21 protein-coding genes are annotated in these 21,663 nt (G+C 39.2%); 4 read left to right on the top strand and 17 right to left on the bottom strand.

Going from position 1 to position 21,663, the window contains the following annotated elements:
* Positions 1 to 14: 14 nt before the first annotated feature.
* The 4 genes from OZX68_03320 to OZX68_03305 form a co-directional block, all read right to left on the bottom strand.
* Complete coding sequence (locus tag OZX68_03320) at positions 15 to 815, bottom strand: histidine phosphatase family protein (GenBank protein WEV61272.1); 801 nt, start codon at positions 813 to 815, stop codon at positions 15 to 17.
* Between the two features lie 134 nt (positions 816 to 949).
* The gene (gene clpB, locus OZX68_03315; GenBank protein WEV61271.1) at positions 950 to 3,559 is read right to left on the bottom strand and encodes an ATP-dependent chaperone ClpB; all 2,610 of its coding nucleotides are present in this window, start codon (positions 3,557 to 3,559) and stop codon (positions 950 to 952) included.
* Positions 3,560 to 3,729: 170 nt separating this feature from the next.
* A complete protein-coding gene (locus OZX68_03310) occupies positions 3,730 to 4,005 on the bottom strand; it encodes a hypothetical protein (protein ID WEV61270.1) in 276 nt (91 codons plus the stop codon).
* A gap of 152 nt (positions 4,006 to 4,157) precedes the next feature.
* Positions 4,158 to 4,661, bottom strand: coding sequence for a small multi-drug export protein (locus tag OZX68_03305; GenBank protein ID WEV61269.1), 504 nt, complete (start codon positions 4,659 to 4,661; stop codon positions 4,158 to 4,160).
* 151 nt (positions 4,662 to 4,812) lie between these two features.
* Between OZX68_03305 and OZX68_03300 the strand changes: the two genes are divergently transcribed.
* Positions 4,813 to 5,199 (top strand): hypothetical protein, encoded by a 387-nt coding sequence (locus tag OZX68_03300; GenBank protein WEV61268.1) that lies wholly within the window; start codon positions 4,813 to 4,815, stop codon positions 5,197 to 5,199.
* 30 nt (positions 5,200 to 5,229) lie between these two features.
* Here OZX68_03300 and OZX68_03295 read toward each other — a convergent pair whose 3' ends face one another.
* The gene (locus OZX68_03295) at positions 5,230 to 5,949 is read right to left on the bottom strand and encodes a pseudouridine synthase (GenBank protein WEV61267.1); all 720 of its coding nucleotides are present in this window, start codon (positions 5,947 to 5,949) and stop codon (positions 5,230 to 5,232) included.
* 167 nt (positions 5,950 to 6,116) lie between these two features.
* Here OZX68_03295 and OZX68_03290 point away from each other — a divergent pair, with 167 nt between their 5' ends.
* Positions 6,117 to 7,442, top strand: a complete 1,326-nt coding sequence (locus OZX68_03290; protein ID WEV61266.1) for a serine hydrolase — start codon at positions 6,117 to 6,119, stop codon at positions 7,440 to 7,442.
* 47 nt (positions 7,443 to 7,489) lie between these two features.
* Here OZX68_03290 and OZX68_03285 read toward each other — a convergent pair whose 3' ends face one another.
* From OZX68_03285 to lepA, 6 genes are all read right to left on the bottom strand, one after another.
* Positions 7,490 to 8,449 (bottom strand): siderophore ABC transporter substrate-binding protein, encoded by a 960-nt coding sequence (locus OZX68_03285; protein ID WEV61265.1) that lies wholly within the window; start codon positions 8,447 to 8,449, stop codon positions 7,490 to 7,492.
* Positions 8,450 to 8,472: 23 nt separating this feature from the next.
* Positions 8,473 to 9,231 (bottom strand): ATP-binding cassette domain-containing protein, encoded by a 759-nt coding sequence (locus OZX68_03280; protein WEV61264.1) that lies wholly within the window; start codon positions 9,229 to 9,231, stop codon positions 8,473 to 8,475.
* Complete coding sequence (locus tag OZX68_03275; GenBank protein ID WEV61263.1) at positions 9,224 to 10,186, bottom strand: iron chelate uptake ABC transporter family permease subunit; 963 nt, start codon at positions 10,184 to 10,186, stop codon at positions 9,224 to 9,226. The genes OZX68_03280 and OZX68_03275 overlap by 8 nt, the downstream gene beginning before the upstream one ends.
* Entirely contained in the window at positions 10,179 to 11,129 is a 951-nt protein-coding gene (locus tag OZX68_03270) for an iron chelate uptake ABC transporter family permease subunit (protein ID WEV61262.1), read from the bottom strand. Before OZX68_03270 ends, OZX68_03275 begins: the two co-directional genes overlap by 8 nt.
* Positions 11,130 to 11,340: 211 nt before the next feature.
* Complete coding sequence (locus tag OZX68_03265; protein ID WEV61261.1) at positions 11,341 to 12,003, bottom strand: glutamate racemase; 663 nt, start codon at positions 12,001 to 12,003, stop codon at positions 11,341 to 11,343.
* A gap of 101 nt (positions 12,004 to 12,104) precedes the next feature.
* The gene (gene lepA, locus OZX68_03260) at positions 12,105 to 13,928 is read right to left on the bottom strand and encodes a translation elongation factor 4 (GenBank protein WEV61365.1); all 1,824 of its coding nucleotides are present in this window, start codon (positions 13,926 to 13,928) and stop codon (positions 12,105 to 12,107) included.
* A 161-nt stretch (positions 13,929 to 14,089) separates the two neighbouring features.
* On the opposite strand from lepA, the gene birA reads away from it, so the two are divergent.
* Positions 14,090 to 15,016, top strand: a complete 927-nt coding sequence (gene birA / locus OZX68_03255; protein WEV61260.1) for a bifunctional biotin--[acetyl-CoA-carboxylase] ligase/biotin operon repressor BirA — start codon at positions 14,090 to 14,092, stop codon at positions 15,014 to 15,016.
* Positions 15,017 to 15,074: 58 nt separating this feature from the next.
* Here birA and OZX68_03250 read toward each other — a convergent pair whose 3' ends face one another.
* The 5 genes from OZX68_03250 to lspA all read right to left on the bottom strand — a co-directional run bounded on the left by OZX68_03250 (position 15,075) and on the right by lspA (position 19,883).
* On the bottom strand, positions 15,075 to 15,506 hold the full coding sequence (locus OZX68_03250) for a hypothetical protein (GenBank protein WEV61259.1): 432 nt from the start codon (positions 15,504 to 15,506) through the stop codon (positions 15,075 to 15,077).
* Between the two features lie 63 nt (positions 15,507 to 15,569).
* A complete protein-coding gene (locus OZX68_03245) occupies positions 15,570 to 17,294 on the bottom strand; it encodes a hypothetical protein (protein ID WEV61258.1) in 1,725 nt (574 codons plus the stop codon).
* 15 nt (positions 17,295 to 17,309) lie between these two features.
* A complete protein-coding gene (locus OZX68_03240; protein WEV61257.1) occupies positions 17,310 to 18,374 on the bottom strand; it encodes a DNA-processing protein DprA in 1,065 nt (354 codons plus the stop codon).
* Positions 18,375 to 18,513: 139 nt separating this feature from the next.
* Positions 18,514 to 19,416 carry an RluA family pseudouridine synthase gene (locus OZX68_03235; protein WEV61256.1) on the bottom strand — a complete coding sequence of 301 codons (903 nt, stop codon included), beginning with the start codon at positions 19,414 to 19,416 and terminating at the stop codon, positions 18,514 to 18,516.
* Positions 19,413 to 19,883, bottom strand: coding sequence for a signal peptidase II (lspA, locus tag OZX68_03230; GenBank protein WEV61255.1), 471 nt, complete (start codon positions 19,881 to 19,883; stop codon positions 19,413 to 19,415). The genes OZX68_03235 and lspA overlap by 4 nt, the downstream gene beginning before the upstream one ends.
* 410 nt (positions 19,884 to 20,293) lie before the next feature.
* On the opposite strand from lspA, the gene OZX68_03225 reads away from it, so the two are divergent.
* Complete coding sequence (locus tag OZX68_03225) at positions 20,294 to 20,560, top strand: SemiSWEET family transporter (GenBank protein ID WEV61254.1); 267 nt, start codon at positions 20,294 to 20,296, stop codon at positions 20,558 to 20,560.
* Positions 20,561 to 20,611: 51 nt separating this feature from the next.
* Here OZX68_03225 and OZX68_03220 read toward each other — a convergent pair whose 3' ends face one another.
* Positions 20,612 to 21,580 carry a ketopantoate reductase family protein gene (locus OZX68_03220; protein WEV61253.1) on the bottom strand — a complete coding sequence of 323 codons (969 nt, stop codon included), beginning with the start codon at positions 21,578 to 21,580 and terminating at the stop codon, positions 20,612 to 20,614.
* Between the last annotated feature and the right edge of the window lie 83 nt (positions 21,581 to 21,663).

Raw genomic sequence — 21,663 nt, 5'->3', positions numbered from 1 at the left:
CTTTTAGGGTATTCTTAGGCTGCACCTTTTTCAACATATTCAAGGTTTCCAAGTTCTTTTACATCAAATTTGCCGTCCTTGTAGACAATCTTTGTAACGCTTGCATTTGGTAGTTGACCACCTGCTGGTTTTTGATCAGTCATTTCAGAAATCATGGCAAGGATTGACATTCCGTGAGCTACAACAAGGACATTTCCCCCACCAGCTTCTTCGGTTTTTTGAGCAATTTCTGTAAGTTCTTCTCGCATCCGGTTGCCGACACTATCCCAGTCTTCAGACATATTTGAGCTGTCAAGTTTTTTAAGGGAAGTTAGCATGGCTGCAATCGAAGATTCTCCACCAATAACTGCTGACATGAAGTCATCATAGGTATCATAACCCTGGTCACGTCCTGTATCACCCCACATAACCTCATCTGTTTCGCCCTCATAAGAACCAAAGCAGACTTCTCTTAGCTTTTCACTTTCCTTGATGGCAAGGTCGCTTTGACCATTGTTACTTAAAGCATAGTTGGCTGTCTGACGGGCACGACCTAAATCGCTTGAATAAGCAGAAACAAATTCAATATTATCTTTTTTAAAACCTCGTCCCAACTGCTCAGCCACTTCAACCCCAGGTGCTGTCAGGGGCGTATCTGACCATCCCTGTGCCCTATGAACGCTGTTAAACATGGTCTTCCCGTGACGGGTAACATATAAAACAACCTCCTTTGGATCCTGACTATTTTCTTTTGCCTTGCTACTACTTTCCTTACCGCAGCCAACAAGCACCAGTAAAAAAACTAAAAGCATTCCAAGTGTAATCTTCTTCTTCATATAAATCCTCCTTTTAATTAAAGATAACCCTTATATTTATCTTATGAAAACGGATACATTTTGTCAAAAATTAACTAACTTTTCTGCAAATAATATTAAAAAATGAGTGAATCCCAAAAGATTCACTCATTTAATTAGTCTTCTACTTTTTTATTGGCTTTAAAGTTAAGTTTATCAGCTAGAAGATCGATTACAACATCAGATTTTCCAGTGACCCTACCTGAAACAATCTCTTTGGCAAGAGGAGTTTCAACTTCACGGGTAATATAACGGCGAAGTGGACGAGCACCATAAGCTGGTTCATAAGCACTTTCAGCAATAAAGGTTTTAGCCTCATCACTTATTTTAAGGCTAATGTCTTGATGTTCTAAGCGTTTAGCAACAGAAGCTACCATCTTGTCAACAATTCCCTTAACATCATTTAGGCTAAGTGGTGTAAAGAGGATGGTGTCATCAATCCTGTTGAGGAATTCTGGCTTGAAGTTTCCACGGAGGATATCAAGAACCTGCTCCTTGGTCTCTTCAGAAATCTCACCTTCTGAGCTCACTCCTTCAAGGAGGAGTTGAGAGCCGATGTTACTTGTCATAATCATGACTGTGTTCTTGAAGTCAACCACACGCCCCTTAGAGTCAGTCAAACGACCATCATCAAGAACTTGAAGGAGAATATTAAAGACATCTGGATGGGCTTTTTCAATCTCATCAAGAAGGACAATGGTATAAGGATTGCGACGCACCGCTTCAGTAAGCTGACCACCTTCTTCATAACCAATGTATCCTGGAGGGGCCCCAACTAAACGAGATACAGCATGTTTTTCCATGTACTCACTCATGTCAATCCGAACCATGTTATCTTCCGAATCAAACAGGCTTTCAGCCAAGGCCTTGGCAAGCTCTGTCTTACCAACCCCTGTAGGCCCCAAGAAGAGGAATGATCCAATCGGACGGTTGGGGTCTTGCAGTCCTGCCCGCGACCTAATTACTGCATCAGATACAGCGTCCACTGCTTCATCTTGCCCAATAACACGTTTGTGGAGGGTTTGATTGAGGGTCATTAGTTTTTCGCGGTCACTTTCAACAAGTTTCTTGACTGGGATACCTGTCAGACGACCGACAACTTCTGCAATTGAATCCTCAGTCACAGACTCTTGAACCAGCTTATCACTATTGTCACCAGCAGCTTTTTGCTCTAGTTTAGCAAGCTCTTTTTCAAGCTCTGGAATTGTACCATGGCGAAGGACAGCTGCCCGCTCAAGGTCATAATTGTTTTCAGCATCTTCAAGTTCATGTTTGGCCTTATCAATTTCAGACCTTTTATTTGAAACGGCATTGACCTCTTCTTTTTCAGTCTCCCACTTCATCTTAAGGGTATTTGCTTCCTCACGCAGGTCAGCAAGCTCACCACGAAGAGTATCTAGGCGTTTCTTAGAAGCGTCATCACTTTCTTTTTTAAGGGCAGACTCTTCAATCTCAAGTTGAAGGAGGCGGCGGGTAACCTGGTCAAGCTCAGTCGGCATTGAGTTCATCTCAACACGGATACTTGCACAGGCTTCATCGACTAGGTCAATGGCCTTGTCTGGTAGATAGCGGTCTGTAATATAGCGATCTGACAGTTGAGTTGCCGCGACAAGGGCATTGTCATGGATGTTAACTCCGTGGTGGATTTCAAAACGCTCTTTAAGACCACGAAGGATTGAAATGGCATCATCAACTGTTGGTTCTTTAACCAAAACCTTTTGGAAACGACGCTCAAGAGCCTTATCCTTTTCCATGTACTGGCGGTATTCATCAAGGGTTGTTGCCCCAACTACGTTAAGCTCACCCCGGGCAAGCATGGGTTTTAAAAGGTTTCCGGCATCCATGCTTCCTTCTGTTTTACCAGCTCCAACAATATTATGGATTTCATCAATGAAAAGGATGATTTGTCCTTCAGATTTTTCTACTTCTTTAAGAACGGCCTTAAGTCTTTCTTCAAACTCTCCGCGGAACTTAGCACCAGCAATCAAGGCACCCATGTCCAGTGAGAAGATTCTCTTATTTTTTAAGTTTTCAGGCACATCCTTGCGGACAATCCTTTGGGCCAAGCCTTCAACAATAGCTGTTTTACCAACACCAGGCTCACCGATTAAAACAGGATTATTTTTAGTTTTACGAGATAAAATCCTGATTACATCACGAATTTCTTCATCTCGACCAATCACTGGGTCCATCTTACCACTTTTGACATCTTCAATCAGGTCAGTGGCATATTTCTCAAGGGCATCATATTGCTCCTCTTGATTTTGTGAAGTCACTCTTTCTCCTCCTCTCAATTCTTCAATTGCTTTTTTCATCTCACCTTCTGTAAGCCCCTGGCTCAAAAGGTAGTTTGTTAGCTTGTTGTTTTTTACCTTCATGAGGGCTAAAAGAACAATTTCAGTTGAAAGATAGTCATCCTTAAATTCTTCCCTTAGCTTATCAGCCTCATTAAAAATATTAAATAAATCCTGACTGATACTTTGACCATATTCAACATTTGAGCCCGTAATACTTGGCAGGGCATCTATCTGCTTGTCAATCAGTCCCTCAAACCCTTCAAGGTCAATACCTAAATCAGTATAAAAATTCCTTGCAAAATGGTTGGGTTGGACAAAAATCTTCCAAAGATGGGCTGTATCAATGGCTTGATTGTGCCTGGTTACAGCAATTCCTTGGGCTTCACCCAGAGCATCTTGCACGGTTGTGGTCATTTTTTCAATATTCATATCTACTCTCCTACTCACTTAAAGAAAACCATAAGTCCTCCTTACTGTGAGATACGAGGCAAGAATAATCTTCCCTGCCTGCAAATTTTATAGAAACTAGCTAATATCTTAAAGAAGGGACAAGGATTAACCCATCCCTGCCCCTTACTTAAGCTTGTTTTTAAATAAATCTATCCGATTTGGTCCTCAATAGATTCAACGTATTCTTGAACCTGAGCAAGTTCTTTATCATATTCACGGTCTGCATTGTCAGAATATTTATCAACTTCTTTTAAGATTTTTTTGATTTCATGGATAGCTTTTTTCTCTTCAATCCATTCCCTAATGCGGTGTGATTTTCCACTTTCTTCTAACTCACTGTATTTATCAACAGTTTCATCTAGTTTTGTTAGAACATGTGAAATTTTTTCTAAAACTTTTTCTTGTTTTTCAGTATAATCTGCCATTTTGAGACCCTCCAAATTTTTAATAAAGAATAAGCAATTGCTTAACAAGGTCATTGTATCCCTTTTCAGATTTTTTTGCAAAAATTTATATCATCTTCTTAGAAAATAAATAAGCCCACTTTAAATAAGGGACTTATTTTTATAATTAATACTTATTTTATCAGAAGGCCAGGCATGAGATAGGCCAAAAGAAGCATGAGGACTGCTGCTATGACTGTTCCTGCAAAGATTGCGGGAAGAGACTTCTTAGGGGACATCCCTAAAAGGGCTGCAATCAAGGCTCCCGTCCAGGCACCAAAACCAGGGAAGGGGATGGCCGCAAACAGAAGGAGACCGATATTTAGGCTGTTTGGATACTTACGCTTAAGTTTTTCTCCCCCTTCTCGTCCCTCCTTAACAATCTTTTTAGCCAGTCCCTTAATGGGACCGTGGCTACTTAAGAAATCAAGGATTTTCTCAATAAAGAAGATGATAAAGGGTACTGGCAACATGGTTCCTAAAATGGCAATTGGGCCAGCCTGATACCAGGGTAAGTCTAAAAGTCTTGCTGCCACAAGCCCTCCCCTAAGTTCTAAGACAGGAAGGACTGAAATTATAAAGACCATCATCTTAGGGCCTAGATACTGCTTAAAAAATTCGATTACTACTTCAACCATTTTATTTCCTTTATATATTTTATTCACAAGCTACCCTTAAAGTTACCATTTTAAGGGTCTGAAATCAAGTCCTTCTTGATTTTCTAGCCAGGAAAAAGATGGATAAAAATTTGTTATAATAAAATAAACAAAAAGTAAAAAGGAGAATCCTATGCCACTTGCCCAATCGTCAATTTTGGTCAGTATAATCTGCCTAATCCTCTATATTCTTGGCCTTTATTTTATCAGTAAATCATTTAAGTACAGAAAAATCCTAATGGGTCTTGCCTCAATTGTTTTTTTAGCCTTTATTTCCTACTATAATCTCAAATTTTACAAGAAATTAAATAATGACAACCTCCTTCAACTGGTAGGTCTGGTAAAAATTATGATACCTCTAAGTTTTTTACCCTATCTTATTGGAATTCATGCCTACTTTCAGTCAAAAAAATTCCCCATTAAAGGCATTTATATCTTTCTTGTAGAAGTCCTCTTTATCCTGCTTACTTACTACTTGTGGCAGCTGTGTCTGAGTGGCCTCTACCTTGGAAGTATTTAGTTATAATCAAAAAGCAAGCTGGGCTTGCTTTTATTTTGCATTAATTTTTTCAAGCTCCTGCTCTGACAAAATCTTATAGCTTCCTCGCCCTAGTTTGTCATCAAGGAATAATTTCCCCATACCAAGCCTCTCTAGGTACAGAACTTCTTTACCCACGGCCTTGACCATTCGCTTAACCTGATGATATTTTCCCTCATGAAGGGTCAGCCTGATAAGGGTGGTATCTTGGGCTTCATCGACTGCTACAAGCTCAAGCTCTGCAGGAAGGCAGCTCTCACCTCCATCAATCGTAATTCCTTCTGCAAAAAGCCTAACATCATCAAGCGTCATGATTCCTGCCACCCTGGCCTGGTAAAGCTTGGGCACGTGTTTTTTAGGCGAAAGCAGTCTGTGGGCCATATCTCCATCATTGGTGACCAGTAAAAGACCTTCCGTGTCCTTATCAAGCCTTCCCACAGGAAAAAGGTCCTCCCTTCGATCAGAAGCCTTAAATAAATCCATAATAGTCTTGTCCCTGCTATCTGTCTTGGCTGAAAGATAGCCTTTGGGCTTATTAAGGAGGTAGTAAAAATATTTTTGATAGGTAATTAATTGACCCTTAAAGCTAATCTGGTCGTGGTTTTCATCAATTTGATACTTGTCTGACTTTATCACCTGGCCATTGACCTTTACCTGGCCTTTTTTTATATCCTTTTTGACCTCGGAGCGAGATCCCAGATTCATATTGGCTAAAAATTTATCTAAACGCATGTCTATTTCCACTTTCTTCAATGTTTGTAGTCATATTTTATCATTTTATTGCCTCTTTTTTCCTTTTTTCAGAAATTTTCAACTTATATGGCAAAAATACTAGAGGAGAGGAGTCAAACTATGCTAGAATGGCCTTATATGCCCAAAAATACTATAAAGGAGATGTTTTGAAGAAATTTATCTATTTGTTATTATTTACCTGTTTATTTTTAAGCTGGCCCACTAAAATCCTCGCTGATGATACCTTGGGACCAACAGGTGACCTTGTAAAAATTGCTCAAGACCTAGGCTATCAGGTTACGGAGCATTATAAGCCCAAGTCATCAATTGTAATTGATGCCAAGGATGGTCAGATTCTTTGGCAGGATAATCCAGATGAGATTAGAAATCCAGCCAGCATGTCCAAACTTATGACCATGTACCTGGTTTTTGAGGCCATAAATCAGGGTAAATTCAGCATGGAAAGTACGGTTACAGCAAGTAAGCTCGACCAAGATATCAGTAAGCTTTATGCCGTTAGTAATGCTAGCATCGTAGCTGGAGTGGACTATCCCGTCAAAGAGCTTGCGACCATGACCCTGGTTCCTTCATCGAATGTCTCAACCATTATGCTTGGAAATCTTGTTGCCGAGGGAGATAGCGGTAAATTCGTTGACCTGATGAATGCCAAGGCCGAGGAGATAGGAATGGCAAATACCCACTTCAATAATGCAGGTGGAGCTGAGGCCATAGCCTTTAGTGGCCTTTATAATCCAGAGGGCTACGACCCCTACAAGGGAAATGCGACCACAGCCAGAGATTTTGCCATCCTAGCCTACCACATCTTAAAGGAATACCCGCAGGTTCTTGACTTTACAAGCCAGGCCCTAGCCACAACCATGAAGGGAACCCCCTATGAGGATAGCTTTGAAAATTACAACTACTCCCTTCCTGGTACCAAGACTGGTGCTGCCTATGGTTACGTGGGTGTTGATGGCTTAAAGACAGGCTCAAGTCCTGAAGGAGCCTACAACTATACTGCCACCTGTAATAAGGATGGCATGCGAGTTATTGAAATCATCATGGGGGTTGGAGATTGGGATGATGAGCCCAGTGAGTTCATCAGACACCTCTTTGGTAACGCCCTCCTTGATAAAATCTATGCCGATTATGCCATGACCCCACTTTTAAGCCCTGGGGAAAGTATCATCAACGACCAAAAAATTACAGTTAACCAGGAGTTAAGAGCCGTTACCAAGAAGGAAGCTAAGCCAAGCTTTAAGACAGAAAATAATCAACTTATTCTAAGTAATGCTTTACCACTTGTTGGTAAGAATTTTTCGCCCATCGCCACCACTTATTCTAAGCCCAAGTCAAATTTGACTAAAAAATCATACCAGGCGGCAAAGGAGCCTGTAGCCAAGACTTCAAACCTTAGTCTTTACTTACTGGCTGGCCTTTTAGCAATTAGCCTCCTTTTAATCTTACTGGCCTGCCTTCTATTCAAATTATAAAAAATAAAAAATCTCCATGATTGGAGATTTTTTATTTTTTATAGGATTTATTCTGCCTTTTGCAAGTCACTTGTCATCACATCAAGAGATTCAAGACCTGAACCTGCCAAATACCAAACTTGTGGATCAAGGCTTATTACTTGATTGTTTTTACCAGCCTTAGTTTCCTTAACTAGGTCATTTGCAGCTAGATCATTTTTTGAATCATCACCACCAATAGCCTTGGTACGGTCAATTACAAAGATGATATCTGGATTTTTCTCAGCAATGTACTCATATGAGACATTTTGTCCGTGGGTGCTTGCCTTAACATCTTCATCAGCTGGTTTAAAGCCGTATGAGTCATAGACGATTCCAAAACGTGAACCCTTACCGTAGGTTGAAAGACTTCCTTCACTTGCCATGATAATCATAGCTTTCTTATCTGATTTTTCATTGGCTGCCTTCATGCTGTCCATTGATTTTTGGATTTTAGCAATCTTTTCGTCAGCTTCTTTTTCCTTACCAAAGATTTTAGCAAGCTCCTTGATGCTTTCTTGGGTTGATTCCCAAGGAGTTTTGCTGTCTGGTGCGAAGAAGACAGTTGGGGCAATTTTAGATAATTGCTCTTCATAGTCCTTTTGACGACCTGCAATAATAATTAAATCAGGTTTAAGCTGGTTAACCTTCTCTAAATCAGGTTCTTTTACCCCACCAACTGATGTAATATCCTTGTACTGGTCAAGATAGCTTGGTAGAGAGCTTGTTGGAAGTCCTGTTACACGGTCCTTAAGGCCAAGTGAGTCCATGGTATCAAGGGAGCTGAAATCAAAGACAACAACTTTTTGAGGGTTATAAGGAACTTCTTTTTCGCCATTAGAATCTTTAATCTTGATGGTTTTTTGGCTACTTGCCTCTGATTGAGCACTTGAGCTTGCTTCTGATGACTTACTTGTATCCTTACTTCCACAAGCTACAAGTCCTGTAAGAGCTACTAGGACAACAAGTGCTGACAGCATTTTTTTCATAATTATTATTCTCCGTAAATTTATTAATTAAAGTAGAGGCAAAATGGTTTGCCCATTATTTGATGGACTTGAATGTCCATATCATAGAGGTCGCTTAAAATATCTTCCCTGATAATATCGGGAGTTTTTCCTTCCTTGAAAATTTGCCCACCCTTCATGGCGATAATATGATCAGCATATGAGGCCGCAAAATTTATGTCGTGAAGGACAATAAAGACTGTCTTATCGTCATTTTGGACTAATCCCCTAAGTTCCTTCATTATTTGCTGGGCGTGATTCATGTCCAGATTGTTGAGGGGTTCATCAAAGAGCATGTAGTCACTATCTTGGGCCAAAATCATAGCGATATAAACTCGCTGCAACTGCCCCCCAGATAGCTGATCAATCTTATCTTGGGCCAAATCCCAAAGGTTCATCTTCCTTAAAACCTGATCAATAACTTCTTTATCTTCTGTAGTCAATCTCCCCTTGCTATGGGGGTAGCGACCAAAGGATACAAGGTCCCTAACAGTTATTTTTAAATTATAGCTGTTTGATTGCTTCAAAATGGCCAGCCTCCTTGATAAATCCCTTGATGACCAGCTTTTAATCTCCTTGTCATCAATGTAAATTTTCCCCTGGCTTATATTTTGCAGGCGACTAATCAAAGACAGCATGGTCGACTTACCAGCTCCATTTGGTCCAATAAAGGCAACAAGCTTACCCTTAGGAATTTGAAGATTAAGGTCCTTTAAAATATCCCTTGATCCAATCTTTTTTTCAACCGCACAAAGCTCAATCATACTTTCTTTCTCCTATAATTTTTCCGATAAAGATAAGACCACCAAGGAACTGGATGATGACACTTATGGTCGTTGTAAAACCAAAGACCTGCTCGACAAGAAACTGCCCTCCAACAAGCATTACTATCCCAATCAGGCTAGAAGCTAGAAAGATATAGCGGTGGTCAAAACTCTTAAAGATGGCCCGACTTATTGTTGATAAAATAAAGCCAAGAAAAACAGTCGGTCCAACCAGGGCCGTTGAGGTTGCTGTAAGGACTGAGATTAGAATCAGACTAATCATTTGAATCCTTGAAACATCAAGACCCAGATTGATACTAGTATCCCGCCCCAGCTGCATGACATCAAGCTTGCCTGCAATCGCAAAAAAATAAATAACTCCTAGAGCAATTAAAAGGCTAGCTAAAAGCATGTGGTAGGTATTGACATTGCTAAAGGAGGCAAAGAGCTTGCCCTGAAGCATGTCATACTCATTGGGATTCATAACAACCTGGAGGAAGCTACTGATACTTGAGAAGAAGGTACCTGAGATAATCCCAATCATGAGCACCTCAAACAGGTTACCAGCCTCTTTTTTAGTAAAAATAACAATAGCCAGTGTACTTACAAGGGTCATCAAGAAGATGGTTCCTAGAAATAAGGCTGTTGACTCCTGAGAGAGCATGGTGACCCCTCCAAAAATAAAGAAGAGGAAGGTCTGAATGAGGACATAAAGGTTATCAAGGCCTAAAATTCCAGGGCTCAAAAGTCGATTGGTTGTAAGGGTTTGAAAGCTTACCGTTGAAACCGAGCTTGCAAGAGCTACCAAAATAAAGGCTATTAACCGCTTACCTCTAAGGGCCAGAGCAAACTCCCAATTCCCATAAGTATTATAGGTCAGATAAAGGAAGATTAGCCCTCCTGCTAGAATGGCTGTAAAGCTAATCTTTAGCCAGTAATTTTTTTCCCTAAGCATGCCTAATCCTCCTGTATAAAAAGAATAAAAAGATCCCACCACCCAAACTTCCAACAATCACACTTACTGGAATCTCATAAGGTGCAATAACTGTCCTTGATAAGATGTCACAGACAAGCAGGAAGATACTTCCTGCCATCCAAGTTTGACTGAGGGTGTTTTTCAGGTGGTCACCATACATGAGGGAGACCAAATTTGGGATGATAATGCCCAAAAAGGGAATGCTTCCAACCATGATTAAAACTGATGTTGATCCAAGAGAGACAAGGACTAAAACCAAGGGAGTTAAAAGCTTGTGATTAATCCCAAGACTTCCTGCCATGTCCTCACCAAGGCCCAAAACAGTAATTTGATAGGCCAGGATATAGATGGCAATAAAGACTGGCACAGTCACGTAGATTAACTCATACTGGCCCTTCATTACGACCGAAAAATTTCCCTGAAGCCAAGACGATAGGTTCTGGACAATCTGAAACTGATAGGCAAAAAAAGTTGCAACAGATCCAATGATATTACCAAACATAATACCTGCCAGAGGAAGAATCATCTCATCTCCCTTGGGCAGCATCCGACTTAGAGCCAGAAAGACCAGGGAGCCAAGAAAGGCAAAAACAAAGGCAAAACTTGACTTTAAAAGGATGGTGCTGCTTGGAAAAATAAGCATGGCAATTAAAATACCCAAACGGGCACTATCCATCATGCCAATGGTTCCAGCTGATACAAACTTATTTTGCATCATATGCTGCATTATTTTCCCCGAAAGACTAATCATCCCCCCAGCCAAGATTAAACTAATGGTTCGTGGTACCCGAACCTTAGAAAAAACCATTAATTGATTTTTGTCACCAGACAATACCCCTTCCATGTTGATACTATGAACCCCAACAAAAAGCGATAAGAGTCCAAAAATTATCAATAGCCCTAAAGGTATATACTTTTTCACCCCAACTCCCCTAAAATCTTATTTGTCTTTCCAAATATCATTGTTTAATTATTCACATATCCTATAATTTCACGAACATATTTTTTGTGAAAAAAATAATATAACAAAGACCTATCTAGTATATCATTGTCAAATACTTTTTACAAGAATAATGTAAAATATATTTTACTTTTTAAGGGTATAAAAAAAGAGCTAAATACTAGCTCTCTTTTTATAGTTCTTGTTCAAGTTTTTCAAGCATGAGGGTGCCCACATTAAGACATTTTAAATCGGTCTTTTTCTGGTAGTCTTCAAAGAAATAAGGGAAATGGGTACAGGCAAAAATTACCTCTTCCACAGCATTTTCCTTGAAAAACTCAATACTGGCAGGAAGGCCATAGGCATTTACAAGTTGAGCTGCTGGCACCTCCTCCTCGACTGCATAGACCCAGGCCAGATTTGAGATGGCAGAAATCCTGATTTGAGGATTAATCTGGGTCATAAGTCGCTCCACTCCCGCAGCCCCTTGGGCATTGGCTGCTAGAAGGCCCAGTTTGTTGCGATTTTGAGCCAGCTCCTTATAAATGGTGAAGGGGGTTATGATTGTTTTTTGATACATGCTGGCTAAGAGGTCAAAGTCGACAGAGGCCGAAAGGGAATTGCAGTAGACAAAGAAGATGTCAACTCCTTGGGCCAGGTAGCTTTCAAAGAGCTCCTCCATCTTAAACATCCTCTCCTCCTGCTCCATGGTCTGAAAGTAGGTCTGCTCATTAGGGGTCTCAGATATATATTTTTCAAGCACCTGAATTTCATTAGAAAGCTTGGACTTGGTCACAAGCTCCGCTCCAGCCTTGGTATCAACGGGTGTTCCAGCAATTACAAGCACTTTTTTCATACTAGTCTCCTTAAGTCTTAAAATTCCCTCTAGTATAGCACACAGCAGAAGTTTGGAAAAGTAAAAATAAAAACCACCCTTCACAAGGTGGTTTTTTACTTCTATTCTTCATCCATGCTAAGGACACTTAGGAAGGCTTCCTGTGGTACCTCAACTGAACCGATTGATTTCATCCGTTTTTTACCGGCTTTTTGTTTTTCAAGAAGCTTACGCTTACGGGATACGTCACCACCATAACACTTGGCAAGGACGTTTTTACGAAGGGCCTTGATGTCAGATCTAGCCACAATCTTGTGACCGATGGCTGCCTGAATTGGCACCTCAAACTGCTGGCGAGGGATGATTTTCTTAAGTTTTTCAACAATAAGTTTCCCACGCTCATAGGCAAAGTCCTTGTGGACGATAAATGACAGGGCATCGACCTTTTCGCCGTTAAGGAGGATATCCATCTTAACCAGGTTACCTGGGCGGTATTCGCTGATTTCATAGTCAAAGCTTGCATAACCCTTGGTGCTTGACTTGAGCTTGTCAAAGAAGTCGTAGACAATTTCAGACAGCGGAATTTGGTAGATGATGTTGACCCTATTATCATCAATATAGTCCATGGTCACAAACTCACCACGTTTCCTTTGGGCCAGATCCATCACAGCCCCTACAAACTCACTTGGAACCATAATTTGAGCTTTAACAAAAGGCTCTTCAATGTTTTCAATCATGGTTGGGTCAGGGAATTCACTTGGGTTTGAGACAGTAATTGACTCACCAGATGTTGTATTTACCTGGTAGATAACACTTGGTGCAGTCATGATTAAATCAAGATTAAACTCACGCTCCAGACGCTCCTGGATAACATCCATATGAAGCAGTCCCAAAAAGCCACAGCGGAAACCAAAACCAAGGGCTTGAGATGTTTCAGGTTCAAAACGAAGGCTGGCATCATTCAATTGCAGTTTTTCAAGAGCTTCACGCAGGTCATTATATCTGTTTGAGTCAATAGGATAAAGACCACAGAAAACCATAGGATTAAGTTCCTTGTAGCCTGCTAGAGCTTCGCTGGCTGGATTTTCTGCAAGGGTTACTGTGTCACCAACACGGGTGTCAGCAACAGTCTTAATGCTTGCTGCGATGTAACCTACATCACCCGCCATCAGGTAGTCACGCCCTACAGCCTTAGGGGTAAAGATTCCAACCTCTGTCACATCAAAGGTCTTACCATTACTCATCATCTGAATCTTGTCACCAGGTTTGACCACCCCGTCAACCACACGGATGTTTAGGATAACCCCGCGGTAGGCGTCATAGACTGAGTCAAAAACTAAGGCCTTAAGGGGGGCATCAACATCACCAGCTGGAGCTGGAACCTTTTCAACAACCTGCTCAAGAATATCCTCAATCCCAATACCAGCCTTAGCACTAGCAAGGACTGCATCACTAGCATCAAGACCGATAACATCTTCAATCTCAGTCCGAACACGCTCAGGATCAGCTGCTGGTAGGTCAATCTTGTTGATAACTGGAATAATCTCAAGGTCATTATCAAGGGCTAGATAGACATTGGCCATGGTTTGGGCTTCAATCCCTTGGGCCGCGTCAACGACAAGGATTGCACCCTCACAGGCCGCAAGACTTCTTGATACCTCATAGGTAAAGTCGACGTGCCCTGGTGTGTCGATCAGATGGAAGATGTAAGTTTCCCCGTCTTTGGCCACATAATTAAGCTCAATAGCATTAAGCTTGATGGTAATCCCACGCTCACGCTCAAGGTCCATTGAGTCAAGGAGCTGGTCTTGCATCTCACGCTTAGAAACCGTCTGCGTCTGCTCAAGAATTCGGTCAGCCAGAGTCGATTTCCCGTGGTCAATGTGGGCAATGATTGAGAAATTCCTAATCTTCTTCTGACGTTCCTTTAATTCATTCATATTTATATTTGACATTTATTTTTCCCTCATCATGTTAATTTGATAATTCCTTTAATTCTACCATTTTTTTGGGCAAAAGTCATTAACCCTAGGCCAGCTTCAAGCTCAAGAAATCCCTTAAGCAGATAACTTTTTATCAAATCAAATAAAAATGATATAATCAAGCCATGACGACTAAAGAAAAAGTATTTAAAATTTTATTCGATGCTTGCGACTATGTTAATGGTGAGGAGATTGCCCTTAATTTAGACATCAGCAGAACAAGTGTCTGGAAGGCGGTCAAGGCCCTTGAAAAGGACGGTGTCCTGATTGATTCTGTCAAAAATAGGGGTTACCGCCTGATTGCAGGTGACCTTCTTGACGCTAAAAAAATCCTTGCAGGAAGCCCTCAACTAAAAAACGTTGAAATTATTAAGTCCAGCCAGTCCACTCAGACTGATGCCAAGACAGATCTCGAAGAGTTGACCCTCTATCTGGCCAATGAGCAAGGGCACGCCAGGGGGCGATTTGGTCGGGCCTTTTATTCAGAAAAGGGACGCGGTATTTATATGAGCCTGGTTATAAAGCCTCAGCTTCTCTTTGATGACATGCCCCAATATACAGTCCTTACAGCTGCGGCCGTGGTTTGTGCCATCAAAAAACTAACAGGCCTTGAAACTGAAATCAAGTGGGTCAATGACATCTACCTAAATGGCAAAAAACTTGCAGGAATTTTGACTGAAGCCCAGACGGACGTTGAATCAAAAACCGTTACTGATTTAATCATTGGAATTGGCCTTAACTTCTCCATCCAGGACTTTCCAGATGAAATCAAAGACAAGGTTACAAGCCTCTTTAAGACTGACGCTCCTATCACAAGAAATCAGCTAATTATAGAGATTTGGAATCAATTTTTTGAGCTCCTTGACAAGGACTATCTGGCCATCTACAAGGAACACTCCCTTGTCCTAGGACGCGATGTATCCTACCAGCAGGGTAAGATTGAATACGCAGGACGAGCTGTCGATATTAACAGTCGCGGCGAATTAATCGTTGACACCAAAGACGGCCTTAAAACCATTTCAAGTGGGGAAATCTCCCTCAGTAAATGGTAAATGATAAAAAAACCAGCCTAGGCTGGTTTTTTACTTGTCTATTTTCACTTCATAATACTTAAGTATTCTTAGAAATTCCAGGCCAGCCTAATTCACCCCAAGTATATACAACCTCTTTATACAATTTCGCTAATTCTTTTGACACAGGTAGGTTATCCTTATTGAAAACTATTGGTTTATTGTATCGCCTACTAAGCTCATCTAGAGTCTTCCATCCCTCAGACCAAGAAAAACTACCAATTGATTCAAAGATTGGTATGACCGAACTATTATACCAACTTTTAAATTCATGATTTTTTAATACTTCTATAAATTTTAGCTCAGCTGCTTCTCGGGTCAAAGTTCTAGCTTTAGGATTAATAACATAAAAATCTGACCAACATTCTATGTACTGTACGTGTACTTCCTTATAATACTCCTTTACTGAAATAATACCTACAGACCAATCTCTCATCGCAAGGATATTCATAACAATCAGAACAATTGTCATAACAATATTGCAACCATTCTACTTCATCATCATCTAAATCATAGTCAATATCAAAATCAAAAATTAATCATAATTTAAATAATAATAATCATCATCATCATCATCATCATCATAATCATCTAAAACATAATAATCAGCATCATAAACATAATCTAAAACATAATACTCATCATCATCATCATCTAAATCATCATCATCATCATCATCTAAATCATAATCATAATCATAATCATAATCATAATCATCATCATCATCTAAATCATCAAATTCAATAACATAATTATTTAAATCATCATCATCATCATCTACATCTAAATCATCAAATTCAATAACATGATTATTTAAATCATCATATATATCTGAATTGGTATAATTGTCAGAAACACTAAGTAACTCTTTATTTGGTAAGTCTGTGTATGAATCAAATGGTAAATCTTCAGATGGTAAATCGGGACCAAATGGATTATCGATACCAAATGGAGAATCATAATTATTAGAGGTAATACGGCCGCTTTCCTCAACCCATCGGTTAAAGTCACGTAGACTATCAAAATAGTAATCTGCCTTCCAATTAGTACGGGCATACTCTCTTATTGACTTAGGAATTCCCCAAAGCGCCAAACAACATTCAAGACCTGCAACACGATAAGTAATCATGTCTTCAGGAGTATTTCCAAGTCCAACTATCCGATCAGTTTCCAATAAACCGGCTTCTTCTGATAATTCTTTTAATACTTTCTTGATCCCCTTTATACTGGGCTTATATTCAAAATAGTAATCTTTTTCTCCATTTCCAAAATATTCACGAGGAGCCTGATGGATAGTTTCAAAGTTATTAATTTTATACGGAAAATTTTCTCCTAGCCTTTTTATATTTTTAACATATTTAACATGATTATCGTTTGCATTAGTTAAAATAGCAAATGGAATATTCATATCAGTAAATTCTTTTATAGCTCCTAAATCATAAGCCGAATCTACCGTTCCAGTGTACAGTCTAGGATTTAACAAAGTTTGATCTAAATCAAAAATAACTCCTTTAATACGGTTAAAAGATTTTTCTTTATTCTTAAAGTATTTATTTTTAAATTCTTCTTTGGAATATTTTTGCCAATCATCATAATTATCAATACCTGAAGCAGCTAATGTTCTTGTAAAGGAAAAATTAATAACCTCTCCTTTAAATCCTGCCCTTTTCAAAACAGTTGCCGCCGCTTCAAATGAATTCCCAGTAGTAACAACATCATCAACAACGATAATACAATTCAGATGTTCCCATTTGCTTTTATTGTCGAAACGTAGCGTTTCAATATTTTCTTGAGGTGTTCTATCCCCTCCTTTACTAGCTTCCAGTTTAGTTTTTGTTCGGATAAGGGAAGACGTTAAATCTACTACTTGAGAATTATCCACAGTATTTCTAATTATACGAGTAACCATATTATCAAAATTTTTAGTACTAGAAGGTATTGCAACTATTCCGAAATTATAGTTACTATTATCAGAAATAACAGTATTTATGAATTCTCTTAATATGTCATAATATTCTTCTTTGTATTTATCGAAATATCCTTTATTTTTTTCAATTTCTGCTAGATTTGTTAATTCATCTTTGAATTTTAACCCCCATACAAACTTGGATAAATCCCAATGAGAATTGTTTTCATTTTCACCGCTAGGATAATGTTTTTTATAAAAAATTGGTTGAGACACACCTTCAAAAAATATATTATAATTGTTCAGTATGTTTTCATATTGTAATGGTTTTAATATTTTATAATTAGTATTCATATATTTTCCTATTTTCTAGCAATCAAATAAATCAATTTGTGTTACATCGAACTCAATATTTTTAGGGGGCAAACTTTCTTCTTTTTTTAAATGGATAAAGTCATTACCTTTTAAATTAACATACTTGTTATATTCATTCATTGATTCCTTAAATTCTTCAATTGATTCTGGGAAAAAGATTCCTTGGGCAGTTCCTTCTGTTAAATACTTTAAATTTCCTCCAAATCGAGGATTAGTAAAAAATTCCTGATTTAATTTTGGAGAATAATCAAATACGGCTAATGGCGTTTTTGTAGAAATAGCATGCTTAATCGCATGATTCGTTCCCCCACTAACACTAGTTTCTATAGCTATGACTCCATCACTTAAGCCAGCTTGCCACTCATCTCTAGCAACTAAATTAGATATTAGTTCTCTTCCTTGTAATTTTTTTCCAGGAGGATATTCTGAAAGAAGTAGGCCACCTTTATCAAGAATTTCATTTGCTAATTTTTGATTATCTTTGGGATAAACGGGAGCATCAATAGGAGTTGGAAGAACAGCTATTGTTTTTCCATTATTTACAACTGCCCCTTCATGACCGAGGGTATCACATCCAACAGCCAATCCACTAACTATTGTATAACCATCCTGTGATAAGATAGTTGAAAGTCTAAATCCTAATTTTTCACCTAATTCAGTTGGTTTACGAGTTCCAATAATCGCGACCATCTTTTGGGAGTTTAGTAATGAGACATCGCCTTTACAAAATAACACTGGAGGAAAATTATCATTAGTTAGCAACCTCTGTGGATAATCAGCCATAAACGGATGTAAGATTGCTATACCTTCCTTAAATGCTAGTTCAATGATATTAGCGGCCTCTAGTTTTAGATTACTCCATGATCTCAACGTTTTTTCCAAACCTGAGGTAATAGCCCTAATTTTTAATGAATCTAAAAAATTTTGATCAAAATTTTTGGTAGCTAGTATTTCTTGTTTTTTTTCCTTAAGCATTTTAACTATTGTTTTATTCCCAACACCTTTTAAAAGTTGAAGGGATAAAATCAATTGAGCAATTTGTTCATCATCATATTTCAATTATATTCTCCTAAAATTAATATTTTAATTACTATCGGTAATTTTATCAAAAAAGTTCTATAAAAATCAATGATTCGTTATATTTTTATTTTTTGTTATTAACAAATATTTTAAACAAAAACCAGCCTAGGCTGGTTTTTTACTTGTCTTGGTTTGCTTTAAGTTTTGCCACGGCTTTTTCAAAAACTTCAGGTAGTGGGGCTTCAAATTCAAGCCATTCGCCACTTGTTGGATGTTCAAAACCAAGCACTTGGGCATGAAGGAATTGACCTTCATTTGGTGTTAGGGTCTTCTTAGGCCCATATAAAGGGTCTCCTGCTACAGGGTGACCAATATAGGCCATGTGAACCCTGATTTGATGGGTCCTTCCAGTTTCAAGCTCCAGTGAAATCAAGCTGTAGTCATCAAAACGTTCAAGGACTTCAAAGCGAGTTACGGCATCCTTTCCACCAGCTACAACAGCCTGCTTCTTACGGTCTTTAGGACTACGACCAATAGGAGCTTCAATCATGCCTCGGTCACGCGGTAAAACCCCGTGAACCAAAGCTAAATAGCGACGCTTACTTGACTTGTCCTTAAGCTGGGCCGCAAGCTTTTCATGGGCTGCATCATTTTTTGCGACCATGAGAAGACCAGATGTGTCCTTGTCAATCCTGTGGACAATCCCTGGACGGATGACTCCATTGATTGAAGACAGGTTCTTAATCTGATGCATGAGTCCATTGACCATGGTTCCTGATGAATGTCCTGCTGACGGGTGAACGACCATTCCTTGGGGCTTGTTGACTACTGCCAGATCATCATCTTCATAGACAATATCAAGATTCAAATCTTCAGGCAGATATTCTAAAACTTCCTCGACAGGCGGCTCAAACTCGATTACATCCCCTGCTTGAACCTTGTATTTGGCCTTAGCTACCTGCCCATTAACAGTTACAAGTCCCGCCTTGACAAGATCATTTGTGACCGTTCTTGAGAACTCTGTTAAATCGGCTAGGGCCTTGTCTAAACGAGCTCCCGCAGTTTCTACTAATATTTTCAATTCTTTTGACTCTCCTTCTTCTTATCATCATAATAGATGGCTATATAAAGTAATACTACACCAATACATAGGAAAATATCTGCCAGATTAAAAATCGGAAAATTAATAAAATCAACTTGGAACATATCAACAACATAACCCAGGCGGATGCGGTCAATGAAATTACCCAAAGCCCCCGTAAGAATCAAGGCCACCGTATAGCTAATTCCATTCCTTTTATTTATATTTTTTAATAAAAAATAACTTCCAACCGTAAGGGCCAGGATGGTTATGAGGGTAAAAAACCACTGCTTACCTTCCATCAGTGACCAGGCTGCACCAGTATTTTGCAGGTGGGTCAGACTAAAAACACCCTTAATTACAGACTTACTTTCTCCGAGAGGGATATTTTTTACCGTCTCAAGCTTAACAAGCTGATCAGCAACAACTCCCCCTACTATCATTAGTGGGATTAATATTTTTTTCATACCCCGTATTATACCATTTTATTTGCGGATTAATAAGCTTATTCCAAGTCTTCCATTAAAGATTCACCCTAGCCTGTAAAAATTCCATCATTTATGCAAAACAAGTAAAACATGTGAAAAACAGGTATACCAATTTATCAAAGATTGTGAAAGCCGAAGATTATTTACTGACCTTCTTTGTGGAAGCTTTCCTTAAAAACAAACAAAAATTATCTTTTTACAAATTCCCTAAAGTGCCTATATACTTTAAATTACAAGGATTTTACTCTAATATTACAGGAAAATATCAGATTTATGAAAGCGGATAAGAAAATAAATGAAAACGAAATATTCATTTTGAAAGCGATTGATTTTCCAACAAATTTAACGTATACTAATGTCTATAACTTATCAAGGAGATAGAAGTAAGAATGACTCAGAAGAGAGAAAAATTTATTAAATATTTAGGTATTGTAGCATCAATCATTGCTGTTGGTATGTACGTGTCATACATCCCACAAATCCAGATGAACCTTTCAGGTCACAAGGGTGCCCCCCTTCAACCATTTGTTGCTGCACTAAACTGCACACTTTGGTCAATCTATGCCCTATCTGGTGAAAAGAAAGACTGGCCAATCTTTGTGGCTAATGCCCCTGGAATCATCTTTGGTTTCCTGACATTCTTTACTGCCCTATAAGCATGATTAATAAAAGGCTAGAAGGATTTTCCTTCTAGCCTTTTTAGCTACCTATCTAGCAAGTTTATTTACAGGTGGGTTAAAGTCCCTAAGTTTTTCTGACAGATGAACCAGGTGGGTAACAAATTTATGGGTGGGAGCCGTTAGGCCGTGACTTTCGGCCAAATCGACCAGGTAGCCATTGATATAATCAACTTCTGTTGGCCGACCTTTGACAAAATCTTGGTACATGGAAGGAAAATGGTCAGGTGATTTTACTCTTGAGACTAAATCCATTGATTTAATCATCCGAGCAGGGGATTCAATGAGCTCAATTCCTGCTGCATGAGCTGCCGCATAAGCTTCCTCAACCAAGGGCCTTGCAATATCTTCCAAAAAATCATCATACTGAATCAGCTGGCCAAGCCTTGCCTGAAACATGGTCGCAATTGAATTTTCAACTGAATTAAAGGTAAGCTTGGTCAAGACAGTCCCCATAAGATTATCAGAATACTGGGGCTCTAAACCAGCTTTTTTAAAGTCCCTTAAGACTTGATCCAAGGTAGCTGTTGGCTCCTCGCAAAGGTTGGCATAGACTGAGGCACAAGAGCCGATAAAGTCAACATCACCAAAATCATTCAGGATGGTCGCAATCATGGCCGTCCCTCCAATGATACGATCATCTGAAAAATACTTTTGAAGCTTCTCCAAATGTCCCATACCGTTCATGGCACCAAGAGCTGTCTGACTCTCCTTAAATTTTGGGGCCAGGCGTTTTAGGGTATCTTCAAGCTGCATCTGCTTCATGAAAAAAATCCAAATATCAGGATTTCCCTCATAATCCTCTGGTGAGTAGATATTAACTGGAATAAGCCTTCTATCCTCATGGTCAATAGACCTATAGACCTTACTACCCTGCTTTTTTATTCTCTCAAGCGACTCCTTGGTTGGCTCCACAAAATCCACTTCAAGTCCTACATCTTGTAGTAAAAGCCCGTAACGTAAGCCCATGGCTCCAGCCCCAACAACTGCATATTTCATCTTCCATCCCCCTAATCTTGTAAATACTTTCATCCAGGATACTAGTAATCCAAAAAACTTGCAAGCATTTATCTGCTCAAACA

The sequence above is a fragment of the Streptococcaceae bacterium ESL0729 genome (assembly GCA_029391995.1).
Taxonomy (GTDB): Bacteria; Bacillota; Bacilli; order Lactobacillales; family Streptococcaceae; genus Floricoccus.
The sequence above is the reverse complement of the archived record's forward strand: the minus strand, read 5'-3'. Positions and strand labels throughout refer to the sequence as shown.